The organism is Leifsonia sp. AK011 (assembly GCF_013410945.1).
Taxonomy (GTDB): Bacteria; Actinomycetota; Actinomycetes; order Actinomycetales; family Microbacteriaceae; genus Rhodoglobus.
The window spans coordinates 2,634,435-2,656,060 of sequence record NZ_JACCCH010000001.1 but is presented as its reverse complement, the minus strand read 5'-3'; the positions used below and the strand labels follow the sequence as shown (position 1 = coordinate 2,656,060).

The window sequence follows — 21,626 nt, the reverse complement described above, 5'->3', positions numbered from 1 at the left end:
GAGGACGCGATACTCTTGCCTCTCGATGCGCAGACGACGTGGATTGCCAACTACCTGGCAAGCAGCGAGCCCAGAAAGTTCTCGATCGAGTGCCTACTCAACGTCAGACGCGCGCGTGCCTACAGACGAATGGGACTGCGACCGTAGCCCGACGAATTGGGCGTCACTGTTGGGTTCCTTGGGAGGGAACCGCTGGGGGTCTGAGCTGCTCCGCGCGGCGGGAGCACGCAGTATCCCTCCGCGGAAAAGTAAGTACCCTCACTGAACTGGGGTACTTGGGAAGGCGTTGCAGGGCGGGGATGACCCGACCTGGGTCCTCGGGGATCGTCTCGGGTCCGCAATCGCGACCACCGATGCTGACGGTCGTGTGGATGGGTTGGCGGACTACTCCGACTACGGGGTCCCCACCTACGCCTCCACCGGCTTCGCTGCCGTGACCGGGTTCACCGGTGAACTGTCGGGCACCACGACGGGGTACTCGTCGTACTTTGCCCGCACGTTCGACACGTTCACGAGCACCTGGTTGACCCCGGACACCTGGCGGGGCACCCTCACCGACCCGGCCTCGCAGGCCCGCTACGGGTACACGGAGGGCAACCCTGCCACGTTCGTGGATGCGTTCGGGTTCCTCACCGCCGACCGTATGGAACGAGACATCATCGCAGCCCGGAAGGCCAGCGCGAAGAGCACGGGATGTCACGGCTGGGAGTGCAACGCGATCATCACTGGCACCACCGGAGGTGGTTCACGTTCGGGTGGTGGTTCGGCGTCGGGTAGTTCGTAGTCCCCGCCGCGGCATCCGGAGACGTGGAATCCGCCCGGGTGCGGAACGATGTCGTTCAACCCGTGTGGGGTGCCACGACCAACCTCGATACGTAGGGACCAGGGTCGTGTGTTCACCTGCAACGACATGGCTGTTGGCTTCAGCTCCCAGCAGCTGGCCCTCAACCAGGCCTGCGGCAGGGCAATGCAGGATCAGGCTCTCGCGGGTCAACCGCAGTGGCTGCGGGACTACATTCGCGGCACGCAAGCCATCTCCGACAAAAAGGACGCCATGTTGCCCCTCCTCGGGGCACTGGTAGGCGGTGCCGGTGTACGGGCGCCGGGTGGTGCAATATCGGTGAACCCTCCGACCCAGTTCACCTCTGGCAGAGCGGTACCTAACGCCGTGACAGGGCCTGCGGGCGAAACTTTCGCAATCCCGCAATACGGGCCCGCTAACCTATCGAATACGGGCAAAGGCTTGGTTTACCCGATCCCGAACCCGGCAAGTCATGGGCTATCCCAACGTGTGGGATCCGTTCGAGTCATGGACCCCACGGATTCGAAGCAAAACGGCTACGTGGTGTACCAGAACTCCAACCCGACGAACCCTCAAGCAGTCCATCCGGTGACAGGACAGACTATGAAGAAGTCCGATCCGTACTGGCACATTGAGTTTGGCCCAAACGACTAGAGGACACGAAAATGACGACCACAGTTGAGCAACTGATTGAGCCGGTTGCCCTGAACAAGCTCGCATCGGAAGCGTTTCCTAACGTTGATCTGAAGGGCGGCATCTTGGACTATGCCGAACCGTTCGACGTTAGGTGGCAACCATGGCGAGGTAGCGTAGCGTCGATCCTCAGGCTGGGTGACGATAACCTCAGCATCGGCGACTTTGCACTTCTCGTTTGCCGACGAGTGTCGCAGTTTTCGTACCGCACGGAGGGTCGATTTCTTACTCCAAGTTTCCGGGCGATCGGAAAGCACTCCCTCGCGGTCGGCGACGGGATCATCGCGACTCTCGACCTAGCGCGAGGCGAGTCTGTCTCGTTTGAGTGCGAGGGTGTCGTTCTCGTTACGGGCCAGGTATCGAAGCCTGGACACCCGGATGCCTATCCGGACTATAGCGAGATGGACGAGGCATACCTGTCGACGCTCCAGCAGTCCTGGGACTATGCCATCGATCCGGTTACCTTCACTTCGCTGGGGAAATGGAGTTAGGACCACGCGAGAGTTTGGAGGAACGTTGTTTCAGTGGCGAAAGTGAGCACCTGGGTCAGCGCGTCTCGAGCGCAACCGCTGCCAAAGGAGTAGTTATGTATGGCCTCGATAAACACGCTGACCTCAGCTTCCTGCCAGCATCCGTCTTCATCCAGCTCCGAGTGGGCCAGAATGAACTAGTCCTCGCGTTTGATTCAGACGCGCTCGTCACTGTTGAGGGATCTATAGAGATCGGGATGCCTGGCAAGGAATCTCGCCATGACGACCTGCTCGGTGCAGTCCCTGCGTTGCTTGGGCTCCTCGGCAGATCAGTGATCTCGTATGAAGTCCGATCTTGCATTCCCGCGAGACTCGACAACTGTCGGCGGAAGGCAATGACAGCGGTGACGGGCCGGTCTGACGCTGATTCGAGGTCCCGCTTGGCAGGCGAGGTTCTGAGTTGAACAAGCCCGACCTAGCCTCCTACCTTCAGCAGAAGGGTGTCCCAGCGGACTCCTACTCCCTAGAAGGTGGCAACCCCTCTGAAGCCATGGTGCTCGATCATTCGCGATCAGGTCTGTGGTACGTCTACTACTCGGAGCGCGGGAACCGCGTTTCGGAGCGAGTCTTCGCCCGTGAGGAAGACGCCTGTGAGTATTTTCTCGAGCTCCTGCGGCGCGGATATGGATTTGTTCTGCCCGATCTGTAGCCAGAGTGGGGTGACGAATCGGCCGCGTTACACCACGGTCACACGAGGGGCGTAGGGTCGCGGCATCCGTTGCCGAAGGGAGCCGCCATGGCCTTCGAAGTGCCCACCGTCGACATCACGCCGTACGTGAAGGGCGGAACGCCCGAAGAGAAGGCGGCGGTCGCTAGAGCGTGGGATGGCGCGTGCCGCACGGTCGGGTTTGTGCAGGTGATCGGACACGCCGTCCCCGACGAGACCATCGACGGGTTGAAGCAGGCGATCGACGATTTCTTCGCCCAGGACATGGACACGAAGATGCTCATGCGCACGCCGCGCGGCGTCAATCGCGGGTACTCGCCGCCCAAGTCCGAGAGTCTCAGCCTCTCGCTCGGCGTCGTGAATGCGTCCCTCATGAACGACTTCTTCGAGGCGTTCAACGTGGGCCTCACGCGCGCCGACTACCCGGGCGTGGACCTGCCGGAGAGCGAGTACCAGGAGAACGTCTGGCCGGATGTTCCGCTGTTCCGGGAGCGTGTGATGGCCTACTTCGCTGAAGCGCGACGGGTGGCGGAGACGCTCGTGACGATCTTCCCCGACGCGCTTGGACTCCCGTCGGACTTCTTCGCGGATGCCACGACCCACAACACCGCGACGATGCGCATCAACAACTACGCCCTGCCGCCGGGCACCGTCGACCTCGATGGAGAGCTCCGCGGTATGGGTGAGCACACCGACTACGACATCGTGACCGTGCTGTGGGCTGACCAGGTTAAGGGGCTGCAGGTGCTCGGCACCGACGGGAGTTGGAACGACGTCAACCCCGCCGATGGCGCCCTGCTCGTGAACCTCGCCGACAACATGGCCGGCTGGACCAACGACCAATGGATGTCGACGCTCCACCGCGTGAAGCCGCCCGTGATCGACGGTCGCATCGAGCGGCGTCGGAGCGTCGCGTACTTCCACGGTGGACGACCGGATGCCGTGATCGCACCCATCCCGGAGCTGCTGGCCCCCGGCGAGGAACTGCTCTACGAGCCGATCACGGTGGCGGAGCACCGCAAGGCGAAGCTCGCGGGCTCGCGTGGCGGGCGGCTGAACACGAAGGCTGAGCGTGAGGCGGCGCGGGTGCGGGCTGCTCGGTAGGTCTCGTGGTTGTCGTTTTACGTCGGTGAGGTTTCGATAACGGCCGCTTCGCGGGCCTACTCAACCCGCAAGAACTCGCTGGTTGAGTAGCCGCGGCGAAGCCCGGCGTTATCGAAACCTCACCCGCGCCTAAGCAGCGCCCCCGCCACCGGCTCCGCACCGCGCACCCACGTGCGGCGGACGGCGCCGCGCAGCTCGCGGCCGTCGTAGGCGGAGACGGGGTTGCGGTGCAGGAGCTGTTCCTTGTGCACGGTCCACGTGGCATCCGGGGCGAAGGCTACGAGGTCGGCGTCGGCTCCCACGGCGATGCGGCCCTTCTGCGAGAGGCCTACGAAATCGGCCGGGCCCCGCGACATCCACTGCAGTACGCGTTCGAGGCCGATGCCTCGACGAGCGGCCTCCGTCCAGACGGCAGGGAGTTCGAGCTGGAGGCCTGCGATGCCGCCCCAGGCCTCCTCGAAGTCGCCGCCTCCTCGGGTCTTGAGGTCGACGGTCGCGGGGGAGTGGTCGCTCACCACGATGTCGATGTCGCCTTCGAGCAGCGCCCGCCAAAGGAGGTCGCGGTTCGCGTCATCCCGAATCGGCGGGCAGCACTTGAACTGGGTCGCCCCATCCGCGATCTGCTCCTCCGAGAGCGTGAGGTAGTGCGGGCACGTCTCCACCGTGATGGGCAGCCCCTCGGCGCGCGCGGCACGCAGCTCGGGCAGGGCAGCGGCCGAGGACAGGTGCAGGATGTGGGCGCGAGCACCCGTGCGCCGCACCCCCTCGATCACGTTGCCTATGGCAGTGATCTCGGCCTCATCGGGACGGGACTCCACGAACCGGTGGTAGTCGCGGCCGCCGTGGTTGGCGTGTGCGTCGAGCACGGCCGGGTCCTCGGCGTGCACGATGAGGAGCCCGTCGAAGGACGCGATCTCCTCCAGCGCTGCGAACAGCTGCGGGGTGTCGAGGTGCCCGAATTCGTCGACCCCCGAGGGCGCGAGGAAGGCCTTGAACCCGTAGACACCAGCTTCGTGCAGCCCGCGCAGCGTTCCGAGATTCTCGGGAACCGCGCCACCCCAGAAGCCGACGTCAATGACGGCCTTCTCAGCGGCGACCGCGCGTTTGGCCTCAAGCGCTGACACCGTCGTCGTCGCGGGGATGCTGTTGAGCGGCATGTCGATGATCGTTGTCACGCCGCCCGCGGCTGCGGCGCGAGTCGCTGTCGCGAAGCCCTCCCACTCGGTGCGGCCCGGCTCGTTCACGTGAACGTGCGAGTCGACGACACCCGGCAGGAGAACCTCATCGTCGGCGAGCGTGACGACGGTCTCACCCTGCAGCGGAAGCTCGGAGACCGCCTCGATGTGACCCTCCCGAACGCCGATCTCGCGTGGCTGGAACACCCCGTCGACGAGCACGGATGACGCGCGCACGACCAGCTCGTACCTGTTGCCCATCGTGCCGTCCGTTCCGTGTTTCCGTTGTGGCTACCATTGAAACAGACCAACATTTCAGAGGAGTTTCCCCCGTGCCGACCGAGCTCCTCGACGTGACAGAAGCCCCTTTCTCGTGCCCCAAGAGCATGGTCTACGGGCCCTGCGGTGGGGTCGAGTTCGACGGCACCTGTGAGGTCGCGCCGCACGCGTGCGTGTTCCTCGAAACGCCCACGGTGCGCTGGCACGGTGTGGACTCGGAGGAGCAGCCAGGGCACTCCGATCCCGTTCCGCCGTCGCCCGTGTCGGCGGGAGCGACCGCTATGCGCGAGCTCATGGGGGTGCGGCCGGTTGTGGTGGCCGACTTCCCGGCGCGGGCTCTGGATGCGGCATCCCTCACCGAATGCGCGACGCTGCTGGCAGGGTCGGTGGATGCCGTGCTCGCGGGTGACGCGGGGGCTGCGCGTGTGCAGTTCCCCCCTGCGTACCGGGCTTCACTCATCCAGGCGACCGGGCTCCTGGCCTGGACGGGCTTCAACTGCCGCGACCGCAACCGTGTCGCGATGGAGGGCGAACTTGCAGCCCTCGCGCACGTCGGGGTCGCCGGGGTCCACTGCGTAACGGGCGACCACACCAACACCGGCCAGCGTCCGGACGCGAAGCCCGTGTTCGACCTGGACTCGACGGAGGCGGCATCCCTCGCCCGGGCGAACGGACATCTCGTCTCGGTGGCAGAAGCTCCCGCGACGCCTCCCGTGGGTCGCCGGCCCGACCGGCTGCTCGAGAAGATGCGTGCCGGGGCCGAGGTGTGCTTCGTCAATCACGCCGGGGGTGTGGCGCCGGTCGCCGACTTCATCGGCCGGGCGCAGGATCTCGGGGCTGACATGAAGTACATCCCCTGCATCCCCGTGGTCATCGATCGCGAGAGCGCGAGCCTGCTGCGCACCTTCACCACCCTCGTGCTGCCACCCGGCTACCTCGACCGGATCCTGTCGGCGACCGACCCGTTCGAGGAGGGGATCGCGGCTGCGGTCGAGCTCGCGCATGGTTTCCTGTCGATCGAGGGCGTCGCCGGCGTCAACCTCTCGGGGGGAACCGGCCCCGGTCGTGAGGCGTGGTTCGCCGAGGCGCTCGCCCGCATCGGTCGCGAGGTTCTCGCGTGAGCCGCGAGTTCTGGGACGAGCGGTACGCAGCGGGTTCGGTCTGGTCGGACACCCCGAACGCGTGGGTGGCGGCCACCGTAGCCTCGCTCGATCCGGGCCTCGCGGTCGACCTCGGCGCCGGAGAGGGTCGCAACGCGATCTGGCTGGCCGAGCGCGGCTGGGAGGTCACGGCCGTTGACTTCTCGTCCGTGGGACTCGCGACGGGAGCTGCGAAGGCGGCCGAGAAGGGCCTCGACATCGAGTGGGTCACGGCGGATGCCACGGCCTGGGTCAGCCCGCAGCTCGTCGACCTCGTGGTCGTTGCCTACCTGCAACTCCGGGCGGACGCGCTGGCCCTCGCGATCGGCAACGCCGCCAGCTACCTCGCGCCGGGCGGCACGCTCGCGCTGGTGTCCCACGATCGCGAGAACACGGTGGGCGGGCCACAGGACCCCGCGATCCTCACGACCGTCGAGCAACTGCGCGCCGCGGCATCCGGCCTCGAGATCCTCGAGTGCGCCCAGGCCGAGCGCGAGACCGCAGCCGGTACGGCCCTCGACACGGTACTCATCGCGCGTCGATAGGACTCACAGCGGCATCTCGCGTCCGTTCCACCGTCGCCGTAGCCACCTGTCGTGGCTCGCCACGACGACCGCGCCCGGGTAGCTGTCGAGCGCATCCTCCAGCTCGGTCGCGAGGGTGAGTGACAGGTGGTTGGTCGGTTCATCGAGGAGGAACACGTGCGGCGGCTTCGCAATGATGAGCGCGAGCGCCGCGCGTCTCTGCTGCCCTATCGACAGTGCACCGACCGCTCTCTCGGCGTCCCGTTCGGTGAGAAGACCGAGGCTCGCCAGAGGCACCGCTTCGGCTCGCTGCTCACCGAGTGTGCGCTCGTAGATCGACAGCGCACTCAGCGAGGGGTCGGCCCACCGAACATCCTGTTCGAGCAATGCGATCCGGAGCCCCCGGCGTCGCTCGAGGGTGCCGGCATCCGGTCGAATCCGGCCAGCGAGCACACTGAGCAGTGTCGACTTGCCCGCGCCGTTAGCCCCGGTCACGAGCACCCGATCCGCGGATGCCACGACCAGCTCGTCGAGCCGCAGCCTCCCGTCAACTCGAACTCCCGTGGCCCTCAGCACCTCACCCTCGAGCGGGTGCGAGCCGCGCGTGATGCCACGGAACCTGAGCGCCTCGGGCGGCTCCTCGACCCGCGTCTCGAGTAGGTCCTCGATGCGCCCCTCCACGTTCCGCACGCGGCGCGCGATCGTCTTCTGCACGTTGCCGCCCTTGAACCGGGTGATGAACTTGTCGTTGTCCCGCGGGCCGCGATCGTGGGCGACGGTGCGCGCACTACCGAGAGCGTTGGCCTGCAGCGTCGCCAGCTCCTTCTCCTCCGCCGCGAAGGTTGCCTCCCACCGCGTGCGCTCGGCCGCCTTCGCAGCGAGGTACTCGCTGTAGTTGCCGCCGAAGCGCGTGACGCCAGCGCGCGACGGGTCGATGTCGAGCAACCCCGTGGCGACATCGTCGAGGAAGTCACGGTCATGGCTGGCGAACACGATGGCTCCGCGCCATTCCTGCAGGGTGTTGGCGAGGAAGTCCACCGCGTCGTCGTCGAGGTGGTTGGTCGGTTCGTCGAGCAGCAGCGCGCCGGGCCGCCCAAGGAGGAGCGCAGCGAGCGCTACTCGGCTGCGCTGTCCGCCCGAGACCTCTCCGAGCGTGCGGTCGAGTGGGATGCCGGCCACCCCGAGCCCCTCGAGCAGCGCATCACGGCGTGACTCGAGGCTCCAGAGATCCATGGCCTCCGCGAGCTCGAGCGCTGCGGCGTAGCGTGCCTCGGCTGTCGGGTCCGTGGTGAGGGATGCCGCGGCATCCGCTATCTCACGGTCGACCGCGCGCAGTGGTGCAATGGCGTCCTCGATGAGCGCCGACAGGGGAGCGGCATCGTCGAAGCGCACCTCCTGGGCTAGGTACCCGGTGCGTTCGGGGCGCTGGATGTCGCCCCGGTCGGGCTCCTCGATGCCAGCCAGCAGACGCAGCAGCGTCGACTTTCCGGCGCCGTTGTCGCCGAGGAGGCCGAGTCGTTGACCGGCGGAGACGGTGAGGGAGAGGTCGGTGAGGACCGTGCGGTCGCCGTAGGCATGCGAGATGCCGTCGGCGCGCAGCAAAGATATCGCTGGCAAGAGGGGTGTGTCCTGTCCGTGGGAACGAACCCCGCCGGGCATGGCCGCGGACGCGGGGAGGTCAGGACTTACAGGATCACGGCGTCGAGACTAAGCGCACCGGGGCGGGCGGGTCAAGTGGGGAGCCCGTCGCGCCAGGCGCGCAACCCGGCGATGCCTGCGGCGCCGACCCCGCAGCATCCGCCCACGATGCGTGCTCCGGCGTCTAGCCACTCTCCGACGACCGCGCGGTCATTGGCCGCGACGGGTGGGCCCTCCCACACGCCGAGGGCCGAGTTCCAGACCTGCCCGCCGTTGGCGTAGGCGAGCAGCGGAAGGTCGGTCACGGTGGATGCCCGGCGCAGCAGTTCCCCGATGTGCTCGGGCGACGTGCAGTTCACGCCCACCGCCGCGACCCCGGGGATGCCACTGGCCACGGTGATCGCGTCCTCGATGCGGTCACCGCCCGCCGTGTGCCCACCATCGCCGCACGTGAAGGCGAACCAGATCGGGGGAGCGTCGAGCCCGTCGAGCGCCTCGCCCAGGGCTCGGGCCTCGGCGACGGTGGGGATGGTCTCGATCGCGAGGAGGTCGGGCGCGGAGTCGATGAGCAGCTCGAGGCGCGACCGGTGGAAGTCGCGGAGGTCGTTGTGATCGATTCCGTAGCGTCCGTGGTACTCGGAGCCGTTGGCGAGGGTCGCGCCGAAGGGGCCGACGGATGCCGCGACTACGGCCGTCGCATCCGCTACGGCTTCTCGCGCCAACCTCGTGGTCGAGCGCAGTGCGGCCTCGGCCTTTGCTCGACTCAGGCCCGCGGCCTCAAACCCGCCGACGCTCGCCTGGTAGCTGGAGGTGATGATGACCTCGGCGCCGGCGGTGACGAAGGCACGGTGTGCCTCGACCAAAGCCTCGGGTTGCTGAGTGATCAGCCGCGCGGTCCACAACTCATGCCGAAGGTTGTGGCCTGCGTCCTCGAGCACGGTCGACAGCCCACCATCGAGCACGGTGAAGGGACGCTGCATCCCTCGATGGTGTCACGCTATCCGGGGAGGTAGGACTTCTCCCAGTCGCCGTCGGTGAGGGTGAACTCGGTGCGGCGGGAGGCGGCGAGCGGGTCGCCCTCCCAGAAGGTCAGGCGGTGCGGGCGCACGAGGAAGCCGACCCAGGTCGCGGGCGGCTGGAGAGCGTCGGGGTCATCGGTGAACGACGCCCAGCGCTCGCGCCGTTCCTCGACGGGCAGCTGCGCGTTCTCGTAGTCGTTGAGCCAGGCGAGCTGTTTGAGGTAGGCCGATCGCGCGCGGTAGGCGCGGGCCTGTTCTTCGATGGGGGCGAGTTCCGCGTCGCCGAGCACCACGAGCTGCCGCGTGAAGTCGGGCCACAGGAACGTCAGCGCCACGCGCGGGTCGTCCGCGAGTTGCTGCACCTTGCGGGACCGCGAGTCGGTGTGGAAGTAGAAGCCGTGCTCATCGAACTCGCTCATGAGGAGAGTTCTGGCATCCGGCACCGCCGTCGAGAGTGTGATGCGCGGGCGGTTCGGGTCGTCGTTCGCGGGAAGCCACTCGACGAGCTTCTGCCAGTGTTCGCTCACAGTTGCGCTCCCGGGCTGTGGCGGAACCGCGAGATCTCGTCGAGCGCAGCGACACCCTGGGCGACGGATGCCGCGAGCAGCGCCTCGCCCTCTGCGAGGTTCGCCGTGGTGGGGTCGCCCACCACGCCAGACGGCCCGAAGTCGTTGGAGACCCACCCGAAGGCCACCGGCCCGCCGTTGAACTTCACCTGCTCGAACTCGGCGAGGTGGTCGGGAACCCAACGCTCAGTCATCGTGAGGTGAACCAGGTCCGGGCGCAGCGCCATGATCAGCGAGGTCTCGCCGTGGCCGCCGTGGATGCCGAACCCCGCCTCGGTCTCCCCTGCGGGCACCGAGGCGCTCATGAGGAAAGTGCGGAGCCCCGTCCTGCGCCGGATCTCCCGCAGAGCCACCTGGAGGAGCGCTATATTGCCGCCGTGTCCGTTGTAGAACACGAGGGTGCGAGCGGGCGTGGCAGCGATGGAGTCACCGATCTCGACGACCGTGCGCATGAGCGTCTCCCAGCCGATCCAGACGGTGCCGGGGGCCCAGTCGTGCTCGTCGGACTTGGTGAAGGCGAGCGGCGGGAGGAGCCAGACATCCAACGGCGACGCTTCGACGATGCGTCGGGAGAGCTCGTCGGCCATGATCAGGTCGGTCGACAGCGGGAGGTGCGGTCCGTGGTGCTCGATCGAGCCGACCGGCAGCACGATGATCGATTCGGCCGTGAGGGTCGTCGCCAGAGCGGGCCCCGGCAGGTCGGTGAGCAGGCGGCTCACACCTGGCTCCCGGTCGCCACGGCGGGCTTCGCCTGGAGCTTGCCGGGGTTGAGCAGGTTCTGCGGGTCGGTCGTCTCGGCAAGTTCGAGGGTGCGCTCGGGCTCGTAGTCGACGAACCACTGGTGCGGGTTGTGGAAGCCGATCCCCAGGGCGGCGAGCTTGTCGAAGCCCGCCCAGACGTCATCGGCAGTCGTGTACGTGCCGGCGAGCATCCCGATCGGTCGGCCCTTCTGCGCTTCGATGTGCAGCATGCCGCCAGGGTAGACCGCGTGCACCTCGTCGATACGGTCGACGAGCGCGTCGCCCGCGACCTCGACGTGGAAGTACGTGTTGGGGTAAGCCTTCTGCAGCCACTCGATGGGGTGGTTGTAGCTCATCATCGAGAGCTTCATCGACTCCTGTGCTCCCTCGCGGATGTCCTCGACGCGGCCGCCGGCACCCTCGACGAGCGCGGTCGCGGCCTCGAGGGATGCGACATCCAGGATCGCCCGAAGGGATGCCCGTCCCGCGGGAATCGCGGGGTTGCTGGGCAGTGCCTCGGCCAGGGTCGGGAGGTCGGCGGACACCAGGCGCGGCGTGGGCTCGAGATCGGCGAAGGGCCGGATCACCGAGAGCGCCTGCTCGAAGGTGTCGAAGCTCGCGTAGAACGCTCGCCAGTCCTGCAGGGGCTCGAGCGCGACGGTGACCGTCGCGACGATTCCGGCGGTGCCGTAGTTGTGGATGTACGGCTCGGTGTCCTTGCCCTCGAGGTGGACTAGCTCGGCATCCGGCACGGCGTGCACGACGTCGAGCGCGAGCACGAAGTCCTCGTGGAGCATGCCGTGTTTGATCGAGCCCGTGCCGCCGGAGCCGCCCGAGATGAAGCCGCCGATCGTGGAGTTCGCGGTGGACGGGTACATGAGTACCTGCTGACCTGCCTTGTTGGCGGCGAGCTCGATGGAGACGAGCGTCGCGCCGGCCTCGGCCACGAGGTAGCCATCGCCGACCTCGACGATCTGCCGCGCGCGCGAGGTGTCGAGCACGAGACCACCCTCGAACGGGATGGCCTGGCCGTAGTTGCCGGTGCCCTTGCCGCGTGGGGTGATCGGAACCCCGTGGCGCACGGCCGCTGCGACGGTCGCGGCGATGAGCGCCGAGGTGGTCGGGTAGGCAACGATGTCCGCGAGACCCAGCGGCAACTGCTCACTGATCACGGGCGAGAGCCGCGCGCCGTCGATCGATGCTCGCTCCCGCGCCGCGAGATCCGTGCTGACACCGGTGTCCCCGAGCAGGGTCCTGAGTTCTTCGGCGAGGGCTTCGACAGTCATGGTGGTGCGTCCGTTCGTGGTGGCGATTAGTGCATGACCATCCCACCGGTGACGTTGATCGCCTGGCCGGTGAGGTAGTCGGAGTCTGAGCTTGCGAGAAAGAGAGCGACGGATGCGACATCCGACGGTTCACCGAGGCGCCCGAGCGGCGAGTACGCCGACCACGCGTCGATCTTCTCCTGGGTGCGCGTAGCCGCACCCATCTCGGTGAGGATGTAGCCGGGGCACAGCGAGTTCGCGGTGATGCCGTGCACGCCCCATTCGAGTGCGGCCTGGCGGGTCAGTGCGACGACCGCAGCCTTGGATGCAGGGTAGGCGCCCTCGCCCGCCCCGCCCTTCTTGGCTGCCATGCTCGCGAGGTTGATGATCTTGCCGCTCGTGCCCTCGGCGATCATGCTGCGCACGCACACCTGCATCGTCGTGAGCATGGCGCGCGTGTTGATGGAGAAGGTCTCGTTCCAGTCCTTGACCGTGAGGTCGAGCAGGGGAGTGAAACGCAGGATGCCGGCGGAGTTGACGAGCACGTCAACCCCTCCGAGTCCCTCGACGGCGGCCTTGGTCGCGCGCTCGGCGTCGAGCGGGTCCAGCAGGTCCACCTCGTGGAAGTCTGCGCCGAGGGATGCCGCGTGTGCGGCTCCCTCGGCGGCGAGGCGGTCGAGGATGCTCACGCGAGCCCCCTCGGCCACGTAGCGGGCCGCGATGGCTCCGCCGATACCGCGAGCCCCGCCAGTGATGACGATGCGCTTTCCTGCGAGCCGGAGCTCGGGGGTGGAGACGTCAGTCACTGGCGGGGCTCTTTCGGTGTTATCGGGTGCAGTTGTTATCCAACTGCGGGTGCTGTGTTACGGGTGGAACTAGAACCCGATGGACGGGTCGATGAACTTGTCCGTGAAGATGTCCTCGGCCGTGATGCCTTCGGTGATGTTCTTCTCGGAGTCGTCCGCGTAGATGCCGGTAGCGATGTCGACGAGCGACTGCACGCGGTCCATGTCGACATTGCCGACCGTGTCATCCGGACCGTTGCCGACGAGGCCGATCTCCTGCTGGGTTGCGACCGAGAAGTCCGCGACGCCCTGGCTGTAGACCCAGAAGGTGTCGTAGGTCTCGACAGCGTCGAGGATCAGCGCGTTCGTCTTCTCGGGGGCGGCGTAGTAGTCGACCGTTGCCTGCTGCAGCACCGGTACGAGCGCCGTGAGGCACTCCTCGTACTCCGTGATGTTCTCCGGGATCACCGAGACGACAGCGGCGTACTTGGGGTAGCCAGCGTCGTTGATGAGCTGGTAGTCAACCGGCTTGGCCCAGTCGGTGATCTCGTTCTCGTAGATGTACGGCTCGGCGGAGGCGAAGCCCTGCTGGGCGACGGTTCCGTTCGCAGCGACGAAGCCCGCGGGGGAGCCGTCGTAGCTGTAGTCGAGCTGCGACTCCTGCAGGATTCCCTCCGACAGGAAGTAGTCGATGTAGAAGCCACCGGGGAAGAGACGGATGGACGTGCCAGCCTTACCGAGGTCGGCGATGGACTTGACATCCGTCAGCGTCGCCGGGTCCCACATGATCATCTGCGGGTCCTTCTCGAGCGGTGCGAAGACACCGACCGTCGGGAACTCGCCGGAGTGGACGACGGCCTCGTCGGAACCGACGTATCCCATGAAGATGGTGGGGTCGGAGTACATCATGGCGTCCGGCTGCAGGAACGCGGAACTCGCGGCACCACCGGAGATGACGGTGACATCGACTCCGGTGTACTCGCCGCTGGCCATGAGCGGGCCCGTGACGGAGAACTCTGTGTCGGTCTCGATCGTGTAGTCGTCGCCGATGAGCTCGTAGAGGTGACCGTGCTCGGCCTCGGGGAACCAGTCGGTGGCGATACGGATGTCCGCGGGGCAACCGGCTGCGGCGAGGTCGACCGAACCGATCGTGAGCTCACCGCCGGACATGTCCTCTTCTTCTGCTGCGGGTGCGGCGCAGGCGGCGAGCGTCATCGTGCTGGCCACGAGGCCGGCGATGACGATCGCGCGGGTGCGGGATGTGCGCATTGGATCTCCTTCTGTGTTTGGTGTGTGGTGCAGGGGGTCAGGTTGGTCTGTGGGTTTTTCTTGGGGAGCGGATGCCGCGGCGTGCTGTGCCCGGTGGAATCAGCTGTAGTCGTACCACTTGCCGACGGCGAGCCGCGCGAGCAGGCCGAACAGCAGGAAGACGAGCACTCCGAAGACCACCGCGACAAGCACGGTGGCGAGAAGCTCAGCGTTGTCGACGCGGCTCTGGTACTTGCGCATGAGAGCACCGAGCCCGAGCTCTCCCTTCTGGAAGAAGAAGTCGCCGACGATCGCTCCGACGACAGCAAGTCCCGCCGAAATGCGCAGGCCAGCGAAGATCGCCGGAGTGGCCGCCGGGAGCTCGAGCTTGCGGAGCACCGTGAACCGCGAGGCCTTCTGCAGTTTGAAGAGCTCCCGATGACTGCGGTCGACCGACTGCAGTCCGAAGAGGGTGTTGGACACCATCGGGAAGAGTGCGATGAGCACACAGACGATGGTGCGAGCCCAGAACGCATCGGTGACCCAGATCGAGATGACCGGTGCGATGGCGAGAATGGGCACGGCCTGGAGGATCACTGCGTACGGGAATGTCGACCGCTCCACCCACCGCGCGACGTTCATCAGGATCGCCCAGGCGATGCCGATGACCGACGCGATGATGAGGCCGAGCACCGCAACCTGCGCCGTGCTCAGGAAGGCGTCGATGACATCCATTCGGGTCTTCTCGACGAGGAGGGTGCCCAGCACCTCGTTCGGCGGCGGAAGAAGGAACGACCTCGTGCCGAGAATCACGAGTGAGATGAAGTACCAGGCGCCGATCACTGCGGCGAGCACGAGCAGCGGTGGCCCCCACAGGAGGATCTTGCCCGGGCCGTGCGGCAGCTGGCGCCGGTGCGGGGTGCCCCCGGTCGCGGGAGCTGGAACGACCATGTCGTCGTTTGCGGTGAGAACTGTCTCGGACATCAGGCGTGCCCCTCTCGGAGTGCGTGCGAAACTTTGCCGACGAGGTCGGCGAACTCGGCGGTGAAGCGGACCTCGGGGTCACGCGGGGTGTCGAAGGGCACCTCGAACTGGTCCACGATGTGGCCGGGGCGTCCCGACATCACGATCACCCGCGTCGACAGGTACACGGCCTCGGACACGGAGTGGGTGATGAAAAGGCCCGCGAACTGCTTCTCAGTGAAGAGTCGCAGCAACTCGTCATTGAGGCGTTCGCGGGTGATCTCGTCGAGCGCACCGAAGGGCTCGTCAAACAGGAAGATCTCGGGATCGAGGGTCAGCGAGCGGGCCAGCGACGTGCGCATCCGCATGCCGCCGGAGAGCGCCTTGGGCAGGTGCTTCTCGAAACCCGCGAGGCCGACCAACTCGATGGCCTCCTGTGCTTTGGTCGCTCGCTCGGACTTGCGGATCCCCTGCAGTTCCGCGAGCAGTTCGACGTTGGATGCCACGTCCCGCCAGGGGAGGAGCGTTGCATCCTGGAACACGTAGCCGATGCGGTCGGTGCTGACCTTCGCGGTGCCGTGGGACGCCGTCTCCAGGCCGGAGGCGATGCGCAGGAGCGTCGACTTGCCGCAGCCCGAGGGGCCGACGACGGTGACGAACTCACCCCGCTTCACCGTGAGGTCGACACCGGAGAGAGCCACCGTGCCGTCGGGGAAGGTCATCGCGACATCCTGGAAGTCGAGCAGCGTGTCGGTGTCGGTCACCACGGGTGCCGTCGTCGCTGTGGACATGGGAGTCACCTCATTTCCAATTGGGGGAATCGTGCGGGGATGGCCATGTCGGTGACGACGTGGCTGCGGGCGACGAGTCGACCCGCGTGGATGACGAAGCGGTCGGCCGGGGCGTTGGCGATCACGTCGGAGAGGCTCGACCCGCGCACGGCGACGAGCTCGGCGCGCGAACCCACCGAGACGCCGGCCGGAGGCAGCGACATGACGGAGCGGGAACCCGTGCTCACCGTCGACCAGGCCTCCTCGAGCGAGAGGTGGCCAGCGGTCACGAGGAGGGATGCGGTCTCGAACGCATCGCTGCGCCCCACCGGGTTGAACGGGTCGCGCACGTTGTCGGCTCCTGCACCGACGCGAACGCCCGCGTCGATGAGAGCGCGCAGCGCGGTGAGGCCGCGAGGTGTCGAGACCGGGTGGTCCCAGCCCTGCAGGTAGAGGTTGGTGATCGGCAGCGACACGATGCCGATGTTGCTCGCGAGCACCTCAGCGATGACCTCATCGAGTTCGGACGCCTCGAGGGTGCCGAGGCGCACGCAGTGGCCGGCGGAGACGGGCTGCTGCCAGTCGCGGACGATGCGTGCGTACTCGATGATCGTCAGGTGGCCCGTGAGGCCCTCGTCGGTGTGGAGGTCCACACCGACGCCGCGGCGGGAAGCGATGGCCAGCAGTCGTCGGAGATCGGCGCTCGGGTCGGGCGCGAGGTGCGGTGCGCCCCCCACGAGATCGACTCCGAGGTCGAGGGCGGCTTCGACCGCGGCATCCGTCGCCTGCCATCCGGCGAGGGCGACGAGCTCGATGTCGATGAGGTCGGCGAGTTCGTCACGCACCTGCACGAGGGCCTGCACCCCGCGAAGGGGCTCCGGGCCGAGCAGGATGTCGACGTGGCAGCGGATCGCGGTCGTGCCGTTGCGGAGCATCGCGAGGGCCTGGGTTCGAGCGCGGTCGGCGATCGACTCGACGGTCATGCCCGCCGAGTACTCCTGCCAGGACGCGATGGCCTGCACGAGATCGCCGGCCGGGGGGTTGATGAGGTCCCAGGTCAGCGCCTTATCGAGGTGCGCGTGCGGCTCCGCTGCTGCAGGCAGCAACATGAAGCCGGTCAGGTCCAGTTCGGACGACCCGACCTCCGCCGGGCGGCCCTCGGAGGGACGCACACCGCGGACGACGTCGTCGATGAGTTCGACGTCGCAGGTGGACCCGTCAGGGAGCGTGGCGTTCCTCAACTGCGATAGCTGCAGGGGAAGTAGTGTCACGCGATTTGGCCTTCGAGTTCGGGGTGGAATGCCCCCACCGCTTCATTGGGCTGGTAGCACGCGAATGTTGATGCTCTCAACATGTTCGAATCTAGGGATCCCGCGTTTCTGGCACGTAACGCGATCATTTCCACGTGTTAATTCAGACTAATTCACTCGTGGGGCTCCTCCGCGCTGTGATAGTTCTGGTGGCTCAGCCCACCGGAGGAGACCCCAGTCACAACCCTGACCGCCGCGCTCGATCGACAGGCCGAGCTCATTGGCAGCCGAATTCGCGAACTTCGACGCGCTCGAGGATTCACGCTCGTGCAACTCGCCGCGGACTCCGACCTGTCGCACCCGTTCCTGAGCCAGCTCGAACGGGGCCTTGCGCGACCCAGCATGGTCTCGCTCGAGAAGATCGCTCGGGCGCTCGGCACCAGCCAGCTCGAGCTCATCGCCGCAGCAGAGGAACAGGACTCGGTGATCGATCGGGCAGCGACCGTCGTGCGCGCGGGGGAGGGAACGAGGGGCCACTACGCCGAGGGTGAGGCCCGCATGCTCGTCCACGGCATCCGTCGATTCCATCCGATGGAGTTCACGGGCAACAACGAGACGTTCGGCGACTACTTCGCCCACGAGGAGGACGAGTTCCTCAACGTGATCGAGGGTGCGGTCGAGGTCGATCTCGGGCCGGAGGGGACGCTCATTTTGGAGCCCGGAGATTCGCTCTATTACGGTGGGGGAACCCCGCACCGGTGGCGGGCGGTGAGCCCAGGGGGTTTCCGGTTGTTCGTGGTCAAGGAGAGGCCCCGCAAGCTATGACGGCACACGTGACCGGCGAGTTCGAAGCCGTCATCGTCGGCAAGAGCCGCGGAGCCGAGGGCATCGCATTGTTCGAGCTGGCCGCGACATCCGGCGCTCCTCTGCCTCGATGGCAGCCGGGGTCGCACATCGACGTGCTGCTGCCCGACGGGGATGCCAGGCAGTACTCGCTCTGCGGAGTGCCCGGCGACCCCACGTGGCGTATTGGAGTGCTGCGTGAGGACGACGGTCGCGGTGGATCCCGATGGATGCACGAGCGCTCGGTCGGTGACACCATCACGATCGCGGGGCCGAGCAACCACTTCGAATTCGTGCCGGAGAAGGGCACGAGCTACCTCTTCATCGCCGGCGGCATCGGCATCACGCCGATCTCGGCCATGGTGGCCTCGGCTGCGGCGGCCGGTGTCGACTTCCGTCTCGAATACGCGGGGCGCTCGCGGTCGACGATGGCACTGCTGGATGAGCTCGTGTCTGCGTACCCGTCGCAGGTGACTGTTCACGCTGCCGATGAGGGCGCGCGGCTCGACCTTTCGGCGCTATTTGCGGACCTCAAACCGTTCACGACCACGTACTGCTGCGGGCCAGCGCGACTCATCGAAGCCGTCGAGGTCGCCGCGCGTGGGCGCCAGCTGAAGGTCGAGCGCTTTGAACCGAAGGAGGTCGGGCCGCCCGTGCTGGCTGGCCCGTTCGAGGTGGAGCTCGCCTACTCGGGGCTCACGCTCGAGGTGCCGCCGGAGAAGACGGTGCTCGAGGTGATCGAGGAGGCTGGCGTGCTGCTGCTCTCCTCGTGCCGCGAGGGAACGTGCGGCACGTGCGAGACCCAGGTGATGGAGGGCGAGGTCGACCACCGCGACTCGATCCTCACCCCCGACGAGCAGGCGGCGAACACCGTCATGTACCCGTGCGTCTCCCGCTCCGCGTGCCCTCGCCTGGTGCTCGAGCTCTAACCTCGCTGCGGCAACGCACACCCGCCCACCCCGGGTATCCATTCCACAAAAAGCGCGCTCCTTAGCAACCTGCGTTGAAAGGTGCGCGCCTCTTGTACATCAGCGCGCTGTTTGGCAGATCAGCCCGTGGGGGGTGTCAGCGGGCAAGGCGTGCGGCGAGGGATGCCACGAGTTCGTGTTCGTCGGCGGTGACGAGTTCGTAGTCCCGCACCACGACGTGGCCAGCAACCACGACGTGGCGGGGACGACGGCCGGGGCTGGCCCAGAGGAGACCGGCGACGGGGTCGGCGACGCCGGCATCGGCGGCCCCCGAGACATCCCACAGGCAGAGGTCCGCGGCGGAGCCCTCCCGCAGGGTGCCGAGTTCGGGGCGGCCGAGTCCGGCGGCCGAACCGGCCATGGCCATACCGAGCACCTCGCGCGCGGCGATCGGCGGGCCGACCAGCGGCGCGACCTGCATCGCGAGCCGGGCATCCGCGAGCAGGTGTCCCGCGTCGTTGCTGCCGCCGCCGCTCGTGCCGAGACCGACGGGGATGCCGGCTGCCTTCAGGGCGGCGACCGGAGCGATGCCCCAGCCCATCGGCAGGTCGCATCCGGGTGCATGGGTCGCGGTCACGCCCGCCGAAGCGAGTCGCGCTATCTCCTCGGGCGTGACGTCGCACAGGTGGGCGAGCGTGACATCGTCGGCGAGCCAGCCCCACTCCTCGAGAAGGTCGATGGGGCGGCGTCCGTACTTCTCGAGCGCGATCGTGACGTCGACCTGCTCGTTCGACTGGGTGCGCCTGCGGAGTCCGTGCTTCGCCGCGACCTCGCCGAGCAGCTCGAAGGTCTCGCGGGAGTCGCTGTGCACGCCGGCCGGGCCGACCGCGAGTTGCAGCATCCCGTCGAGCGTGCGCGGGGCTAAAGCCGTAGCGATCGCATCGGCGGATGCCGCGGCCTCCTGCGGATCGTCGCGAGCAGAGCCGCGCACGAACACCAGCCTGGCCCCGAGTGACGCGGCGGCATCGGCCGTCGCCGTCGCGATGGCGACGGTATCCGCGCCGCTGGGCCATGTCAGGTGGTGGTCGGCCACCGTGGTGACCCCGGAGAGCAGCGCTTCGGCGAGGCCGACGGATGCCGCCACCGAGGCGAGCTCGGCATCCACCCCAACCTCGGCGTACGCGGCTGCCATCGTGGGCAGCCACTGCGCCATGGGAACGCCGCGCGTGCCGGGCAGGGTGCGGAAGGCGGTCTGGAGGAGGTGATGGTGAGCGTTGACGAGACCGGGGGTGACGATGCATCCGCTCGCGTCGAGTGTTTCTGCACCCGGCGCGGTTGCGGCGACGAGGCCGTCGGCGAGGTGGAGGTCGCCCGTCGTCTCGGTGTGGTCGTCGACGACGATGGCGGTGGCACCCGTGATGGTCAGCATGGTGTCGTTTCTAGCACCGGGTCGTGTCGGTGGAGTTACGGCCCGCGTTCACACCGACGAAACCGTCGGTGTGCGACGCTGGAGCCATGCACGAGATCGCGGATCGTCTTCTCGCGGCGTCGGCCGCAGGTCGCCCGATCGCAGTCGCCACGGCGATCTCCGTTGAAGGTAGCGCGCCCCGCACCGTGGGCACGTCGATGGCCTACGACGGCAGCGCGGTGATCGGATCGATCGCCGGTGGATGCGTCGAGGGTGCTGTTGTCGACGTGTGCGAGGAGGTGCTCGCCGACGGCGAGCCGCGCACCGTCGACTACGGGGTCGACGACGAAACAGCCTTCAGCGTCGGACTCACGTGCGGCGGGCAGATCAGGGTGCACGTGCAGATGCTGACGCCCTCGCTGTTGGCGGCGCTCGGCGACTCTGCACCGATCGAGGTATGCCGCGACTACACCGAACCGGCGCCCGTGGAGCGCCGCATGATCATCTTCGGCGCCATGGAGTTCTCGTCGGCGCTCGCCGCGGCAGCTGGCGTACTCGGGTACCGCGTCACGGTGTGCGATCCGCGGCCGCTCTTCGCGACACCAGCGCGGTTTCCGGGCGCTGAGGTCGTGGTGCAGTGGCCGACGGAGTACCTGCGCGGGGCATCCATCGACTCGAACTCCGCCATCTGTGTGCTGAGCCACGACGCGCGCTTCGATGCCGAACTGGTGGAGCTCGCCCTCGCGTCGCCAGCGGGTTTCGTCGGTGCGATGGGCTCGCGCACCACCCACGAGCGGCGGGTGGCCTCGCTGCGCGAGCGCGGTGCGAGTGAGGACGCGATCGCGCGGCTTCGGTCTCCGATCGGGCTGGATGTCGGGGCATCCACCCCCGAGGAGACGGCCGTGTCGATCCTTGCCGAGGTGCTCGCGGTGCGCTCCGGTGCGACGACGGCTCCGCTCGCGACCACGACCGGGGCGATTCACGCGTCGCTCGGGGCCTCGCAACCTCACTGACCCGGCGCTTCAACGGGGCATTAACTCCGCAAAGAGCGCGCTGCTTGGCAAGTGTCGTGCAACTTTCATCGCGTCTTGTCACTCTGAGGGCAGTACGAGCGGGCGAGTGGGGACGCCGCATTCGCGGTACGCCCTGTGGGCGACTCTTGGGCAGGCGCCCACCGCGTGCCACCGCCCGCGTGCCACGGCTCGTAAGCGTCGGCGCGCGATCGCTGGAAGCGACCAAAGTGACGAGGAGCGCCCAGATGTGCGCGCTTCTTGTCAACCAGCGCGCGTTTTGCGATGGAGGACAGACCC

General features: G+C 67.3%; 20 protein-coding genes. 8 read left to right on the top strand and 12 right to left on the bottom strand.

The window, feature by feature from the left end; all coding sequences use genetic code 11:
- Window positions 1-286: 286 nt before the first annotated feature.
- The 3 genes from HDC94_RS12925 (at window position 287) to HDC94_RS12915 (ending at window position 3,796) form a co-directional block, all read left to right on the top strand.
- Window positions 287-784 (top strand): RHS repeat-associated core domain-containing protein, encoded by a 498-nt coding sequence (locus HDC94_RS12925; protein WP_179498192.1) that lies wholly within the window; start codon window positions 287-289, stop codon window positions 782-784.
- Between the two features lie 683 nt (window positions 785-1,467).
- On the top strand, window positions 1,468-1,986 hold the full coding sequence (locus HDC94_RS12920) for a hypothetical protein (protein ID WP_179498190.1): 519 nt from the start codon (window positions 1,468-1,470) through the stop codon (window positions 1,984-1,986).
- Between the two features lie 775 nt (window positions 1,987-2,761).
- Entirely contained in the window at window positions 2,762-3,796 is a 1,035-nt protein-coding gene (locus HDC94_RS12915; protein ID WP_179498188.1) for an isopenicillin N synthase family oxygenase, read from the top strand.
- Window positions 3,797-3,915: 119 nt separating this feature from the next.
- On the opposite strand, the gene allB is transcribed toward HDC94_RS12915, so the two are convergent.
- On the bottom strand, window positions 3,916-5,232 hold the full coding sequence (allB, locus tag HDC94_RS12910) for an allantoinase AllB (protein ID WP_179498186.1): 1,317 nt from the start codon (window positions 5,230-5,232) through the stop codon (window positions 3,916-3,918).
- A gap of 71 nt (window positions 5,233-5,303) precedes the next feature.
- On the opposite strand from allB, the gene HDC94_RS12905 reads away from it, so the two are divergent.
- Window positions 5,304-6,371, top strand: coding sequence for a methylenetetrahydrofolate reductase C-terminal domain-containing protein (locus HDC94_RS12905; RefSeq protein WP_308495728.1), 1,068 nt, complete (start codon window positions 5,304-5,306; stop codon window positions 6,369-6,371).
- Entirely contained in the window at window positions 6,368-6,934 is a 567-nt protein-coding gene (locus HDC94_RS12900; protein ID WP_179498182.1) for a class I SAM-dependent methyltransferase, read from the top strand. The genes HDC94_RS12905 and HDC94_RS12900 overlap by 4 nt, the downstream gene beginning before the upstream one ends.
- Before the next feature lie 3 nt (window positions 6,935-6,937).
- On the opposite strand, the gene HDC94_RS12895 is transcribed toward HDC94_RS12900, so the two are convergent.
- The 10 genes from HDC94_RS12895 to HDC94_RS12850 all read right to left on the bottom strand — a co-directional run bounded on the left by HDC94_RS12895 (window position 6,938) and on the right by HDC94_RS12850 (window position 17,178).
- A complete protein-coding gene (locus tag HDC94_RS12895; RefSeq protein WP_218870579.1) occupies window positions 6,938-8,530 on the bottom strand; it encodes an ABC-F family ATP-binding cassette domain-containing protein in 1,593 nt (530 codons plus the stop codon).
- A 113-nt stretch (window positions 8,531-8,643) separates the two neighbouring features.
- A complete protein-coding gene (mmuM, locus tag HDC94_RS12890; protein WP_179498178.1) occupies window positions 8,644-9,531 on the bottom strand; it encodes a homocysteine S-methyltransferase in 888 nt (295 codons plus the stop codon).
- Window positions 9,532-9,548: 17 nt separating this feature from the next.
- The gene (locus HDC94_RS12885) at window positions 9,549-10,097 is read right to left on the bottom strand and encodes a pyridoxamine 5'-phosphate oxidase family protein (RefSeq protein WP_179498176.1); all 549 of its coding nucleotides are present in this window, start codon (window positions 10,095-10,097) and stop codon (window positions 9,549-9,551) included.
- Window positions 10,094-10,855, bottom strand: a complete 762-nt coding sequence (locus HDC94_RS12880) for a creatininase family protein (RefSeq protein ID WP_179498174.1) — start codon at window positions 10,853-10,855, stop codon at window positions 10,094-10,096. Before HDC94_RS12880 ends, HDC94_RS12885 begins: the two co-directional genes overlap by 4 nt.
- The gene (locus HDC94_RS12875) at window positions 10,852-12,162 is read right to left on the bottom strand and encodes an FAD-binding oxidoreductase (protein WP_179498172.1); all 1,311 of its coding nucleotides are present in this window, start codon (window positions 12,160-12,162) and stop codon (window positions 10,852-10,854) included. The genes HDC94_RS12880 and HDC94_RS12875 overlap by 4 nt, the downstream gene beginning before the upstream one ends.
- A 26-nt stretch (window positions 12,163-12,188) precedes the next feature.
- Window positions 12,189-12,947, bottom strand: a complete 759-nt coding sequence (locus HDC94_RS12870) for an SDR family oxidoreductase (RefSeq protein WP_308495727.1) — start codon at window positions 12,945-12,947, stop codon at window positions 12,189-12,191.
- Between the two features lie 69 nt (window positions 12,948-13,016).
- Window positions 13,017-14,195: an ABC transporter substrate-binding protein gene (locus HDC94_RS12865; RefSeq protein ID WP_179498170.1), complete on the bottom strand. Its 1,179-nt coding sequence runs from the start codon at window positions 14,193-14,195 to the stop codon at window positions 13,017-13,019.
- Between the two features lie 99 nt (window positions 14,196-14,294).
- Window positions 14,295-15,158 (bottom strand): ABC transporter permease, encoded by an 864-nt coding sequence (locus HDC94_RS12860; protein WP_218870577.1) that lies wholly within the window; start codon window positions 15,156-15,158, stop codon window positions 14,295-14,297.
- Window positions 15,158-15,928 carry an ABC transporter ATP-binding protein gene (locus tag HDC94_RS12855; RefSeq protein WP_179498168.1) on the bottom strand — a complete coding sequence of 257 codons (771 nt, stop codon included), beginning with the start codon at window positions 15,926-15,928 and terminating at the stop codon, window positions 15,158-15,160. The genes HDC94_RS12860 and HDC94_RS12855 overlap by 1 nt, the downstream gene beginning before the upstream one ends.
- A gap of 5 nt (window positions 15,929-15,933) precedes the next feature.
- Complete coding sequence (locus HDC94_RS12850) at window positions 15,934-17,178, bottom strand: amidohydrolase family protein (RefSeq protein ID WP_179498166.1); 1,245 nt, start codon at window positions 17,176-17,178, stop codon at window positions 15,934-15,936.
- A 225-nt stretch (window positions 17,179-17,403) separates the two neighbouring features.
- On the opposite strand from HDC94_RS12850, the gene HDC94_RS12845 reads away from it, so the two are divergent.
- Both HDC94_RS12845 and HDC94_RS12840 read left to right on the top strand, forming a co-directional pair.
- Entirely contained in the window at window positions 17,404-17,982 is a 579-nt protein-coding gene (locus tag HDC94_RS12845) for a helix-turn-helix domain-containing protein (RefSeq protein ID WP_179499087.1), read from the top strand.
- Complete coding sequence (locus HDC94_RS12840) at window positions 17,979-18,929, top strand: PDR/VanB family oxidoreductase (RefSeq protein WP_179498164.1); 951 nt, start codon at window positions 17,979-17,981, stop codon at window positions 18,927-18,929. Before HDC94_RS12845 ends, HDC94_RS12840 begins: the two co-directional genes overlap by 4 nt.
- A gap of 136 nt (window positions 18,930-19,065) precedes the next feature.
- Here the strand turns inward: HDC94_RS12840 and HDC94_RS12835 are convergent, their stop codons facing one another.
- A complete protein-coding gene (locus HDC94_RS12835) occupies window positions 19,066-20,337 on the bottom strand; it encodes an amidohydrolase family protein (protein ID WP_179498162.1) in 1,272 nt (423 codons plus the stop codon).
- Between the two features lie 86 nt (window positions 20,338-20,423).
- Between HDC94_RS12835 and HDC94_RS12830 the strand changes: the two genes are divergently transcribed.
- The gene (locus tag HDC94_RS12830) at window positions 20,424-21,329 is read left to right on the top strand and encodes an XdhC family protein (RefSeq protein WP_179498160.1); all 906 of its coding nucleotides are present in this window, start codon (window positions 20,424-20,426) and stop codon (window positions 21,327-21,329) included.
- Window positions 21,330-21,626 lie beyond the last annotated feature (297 nt).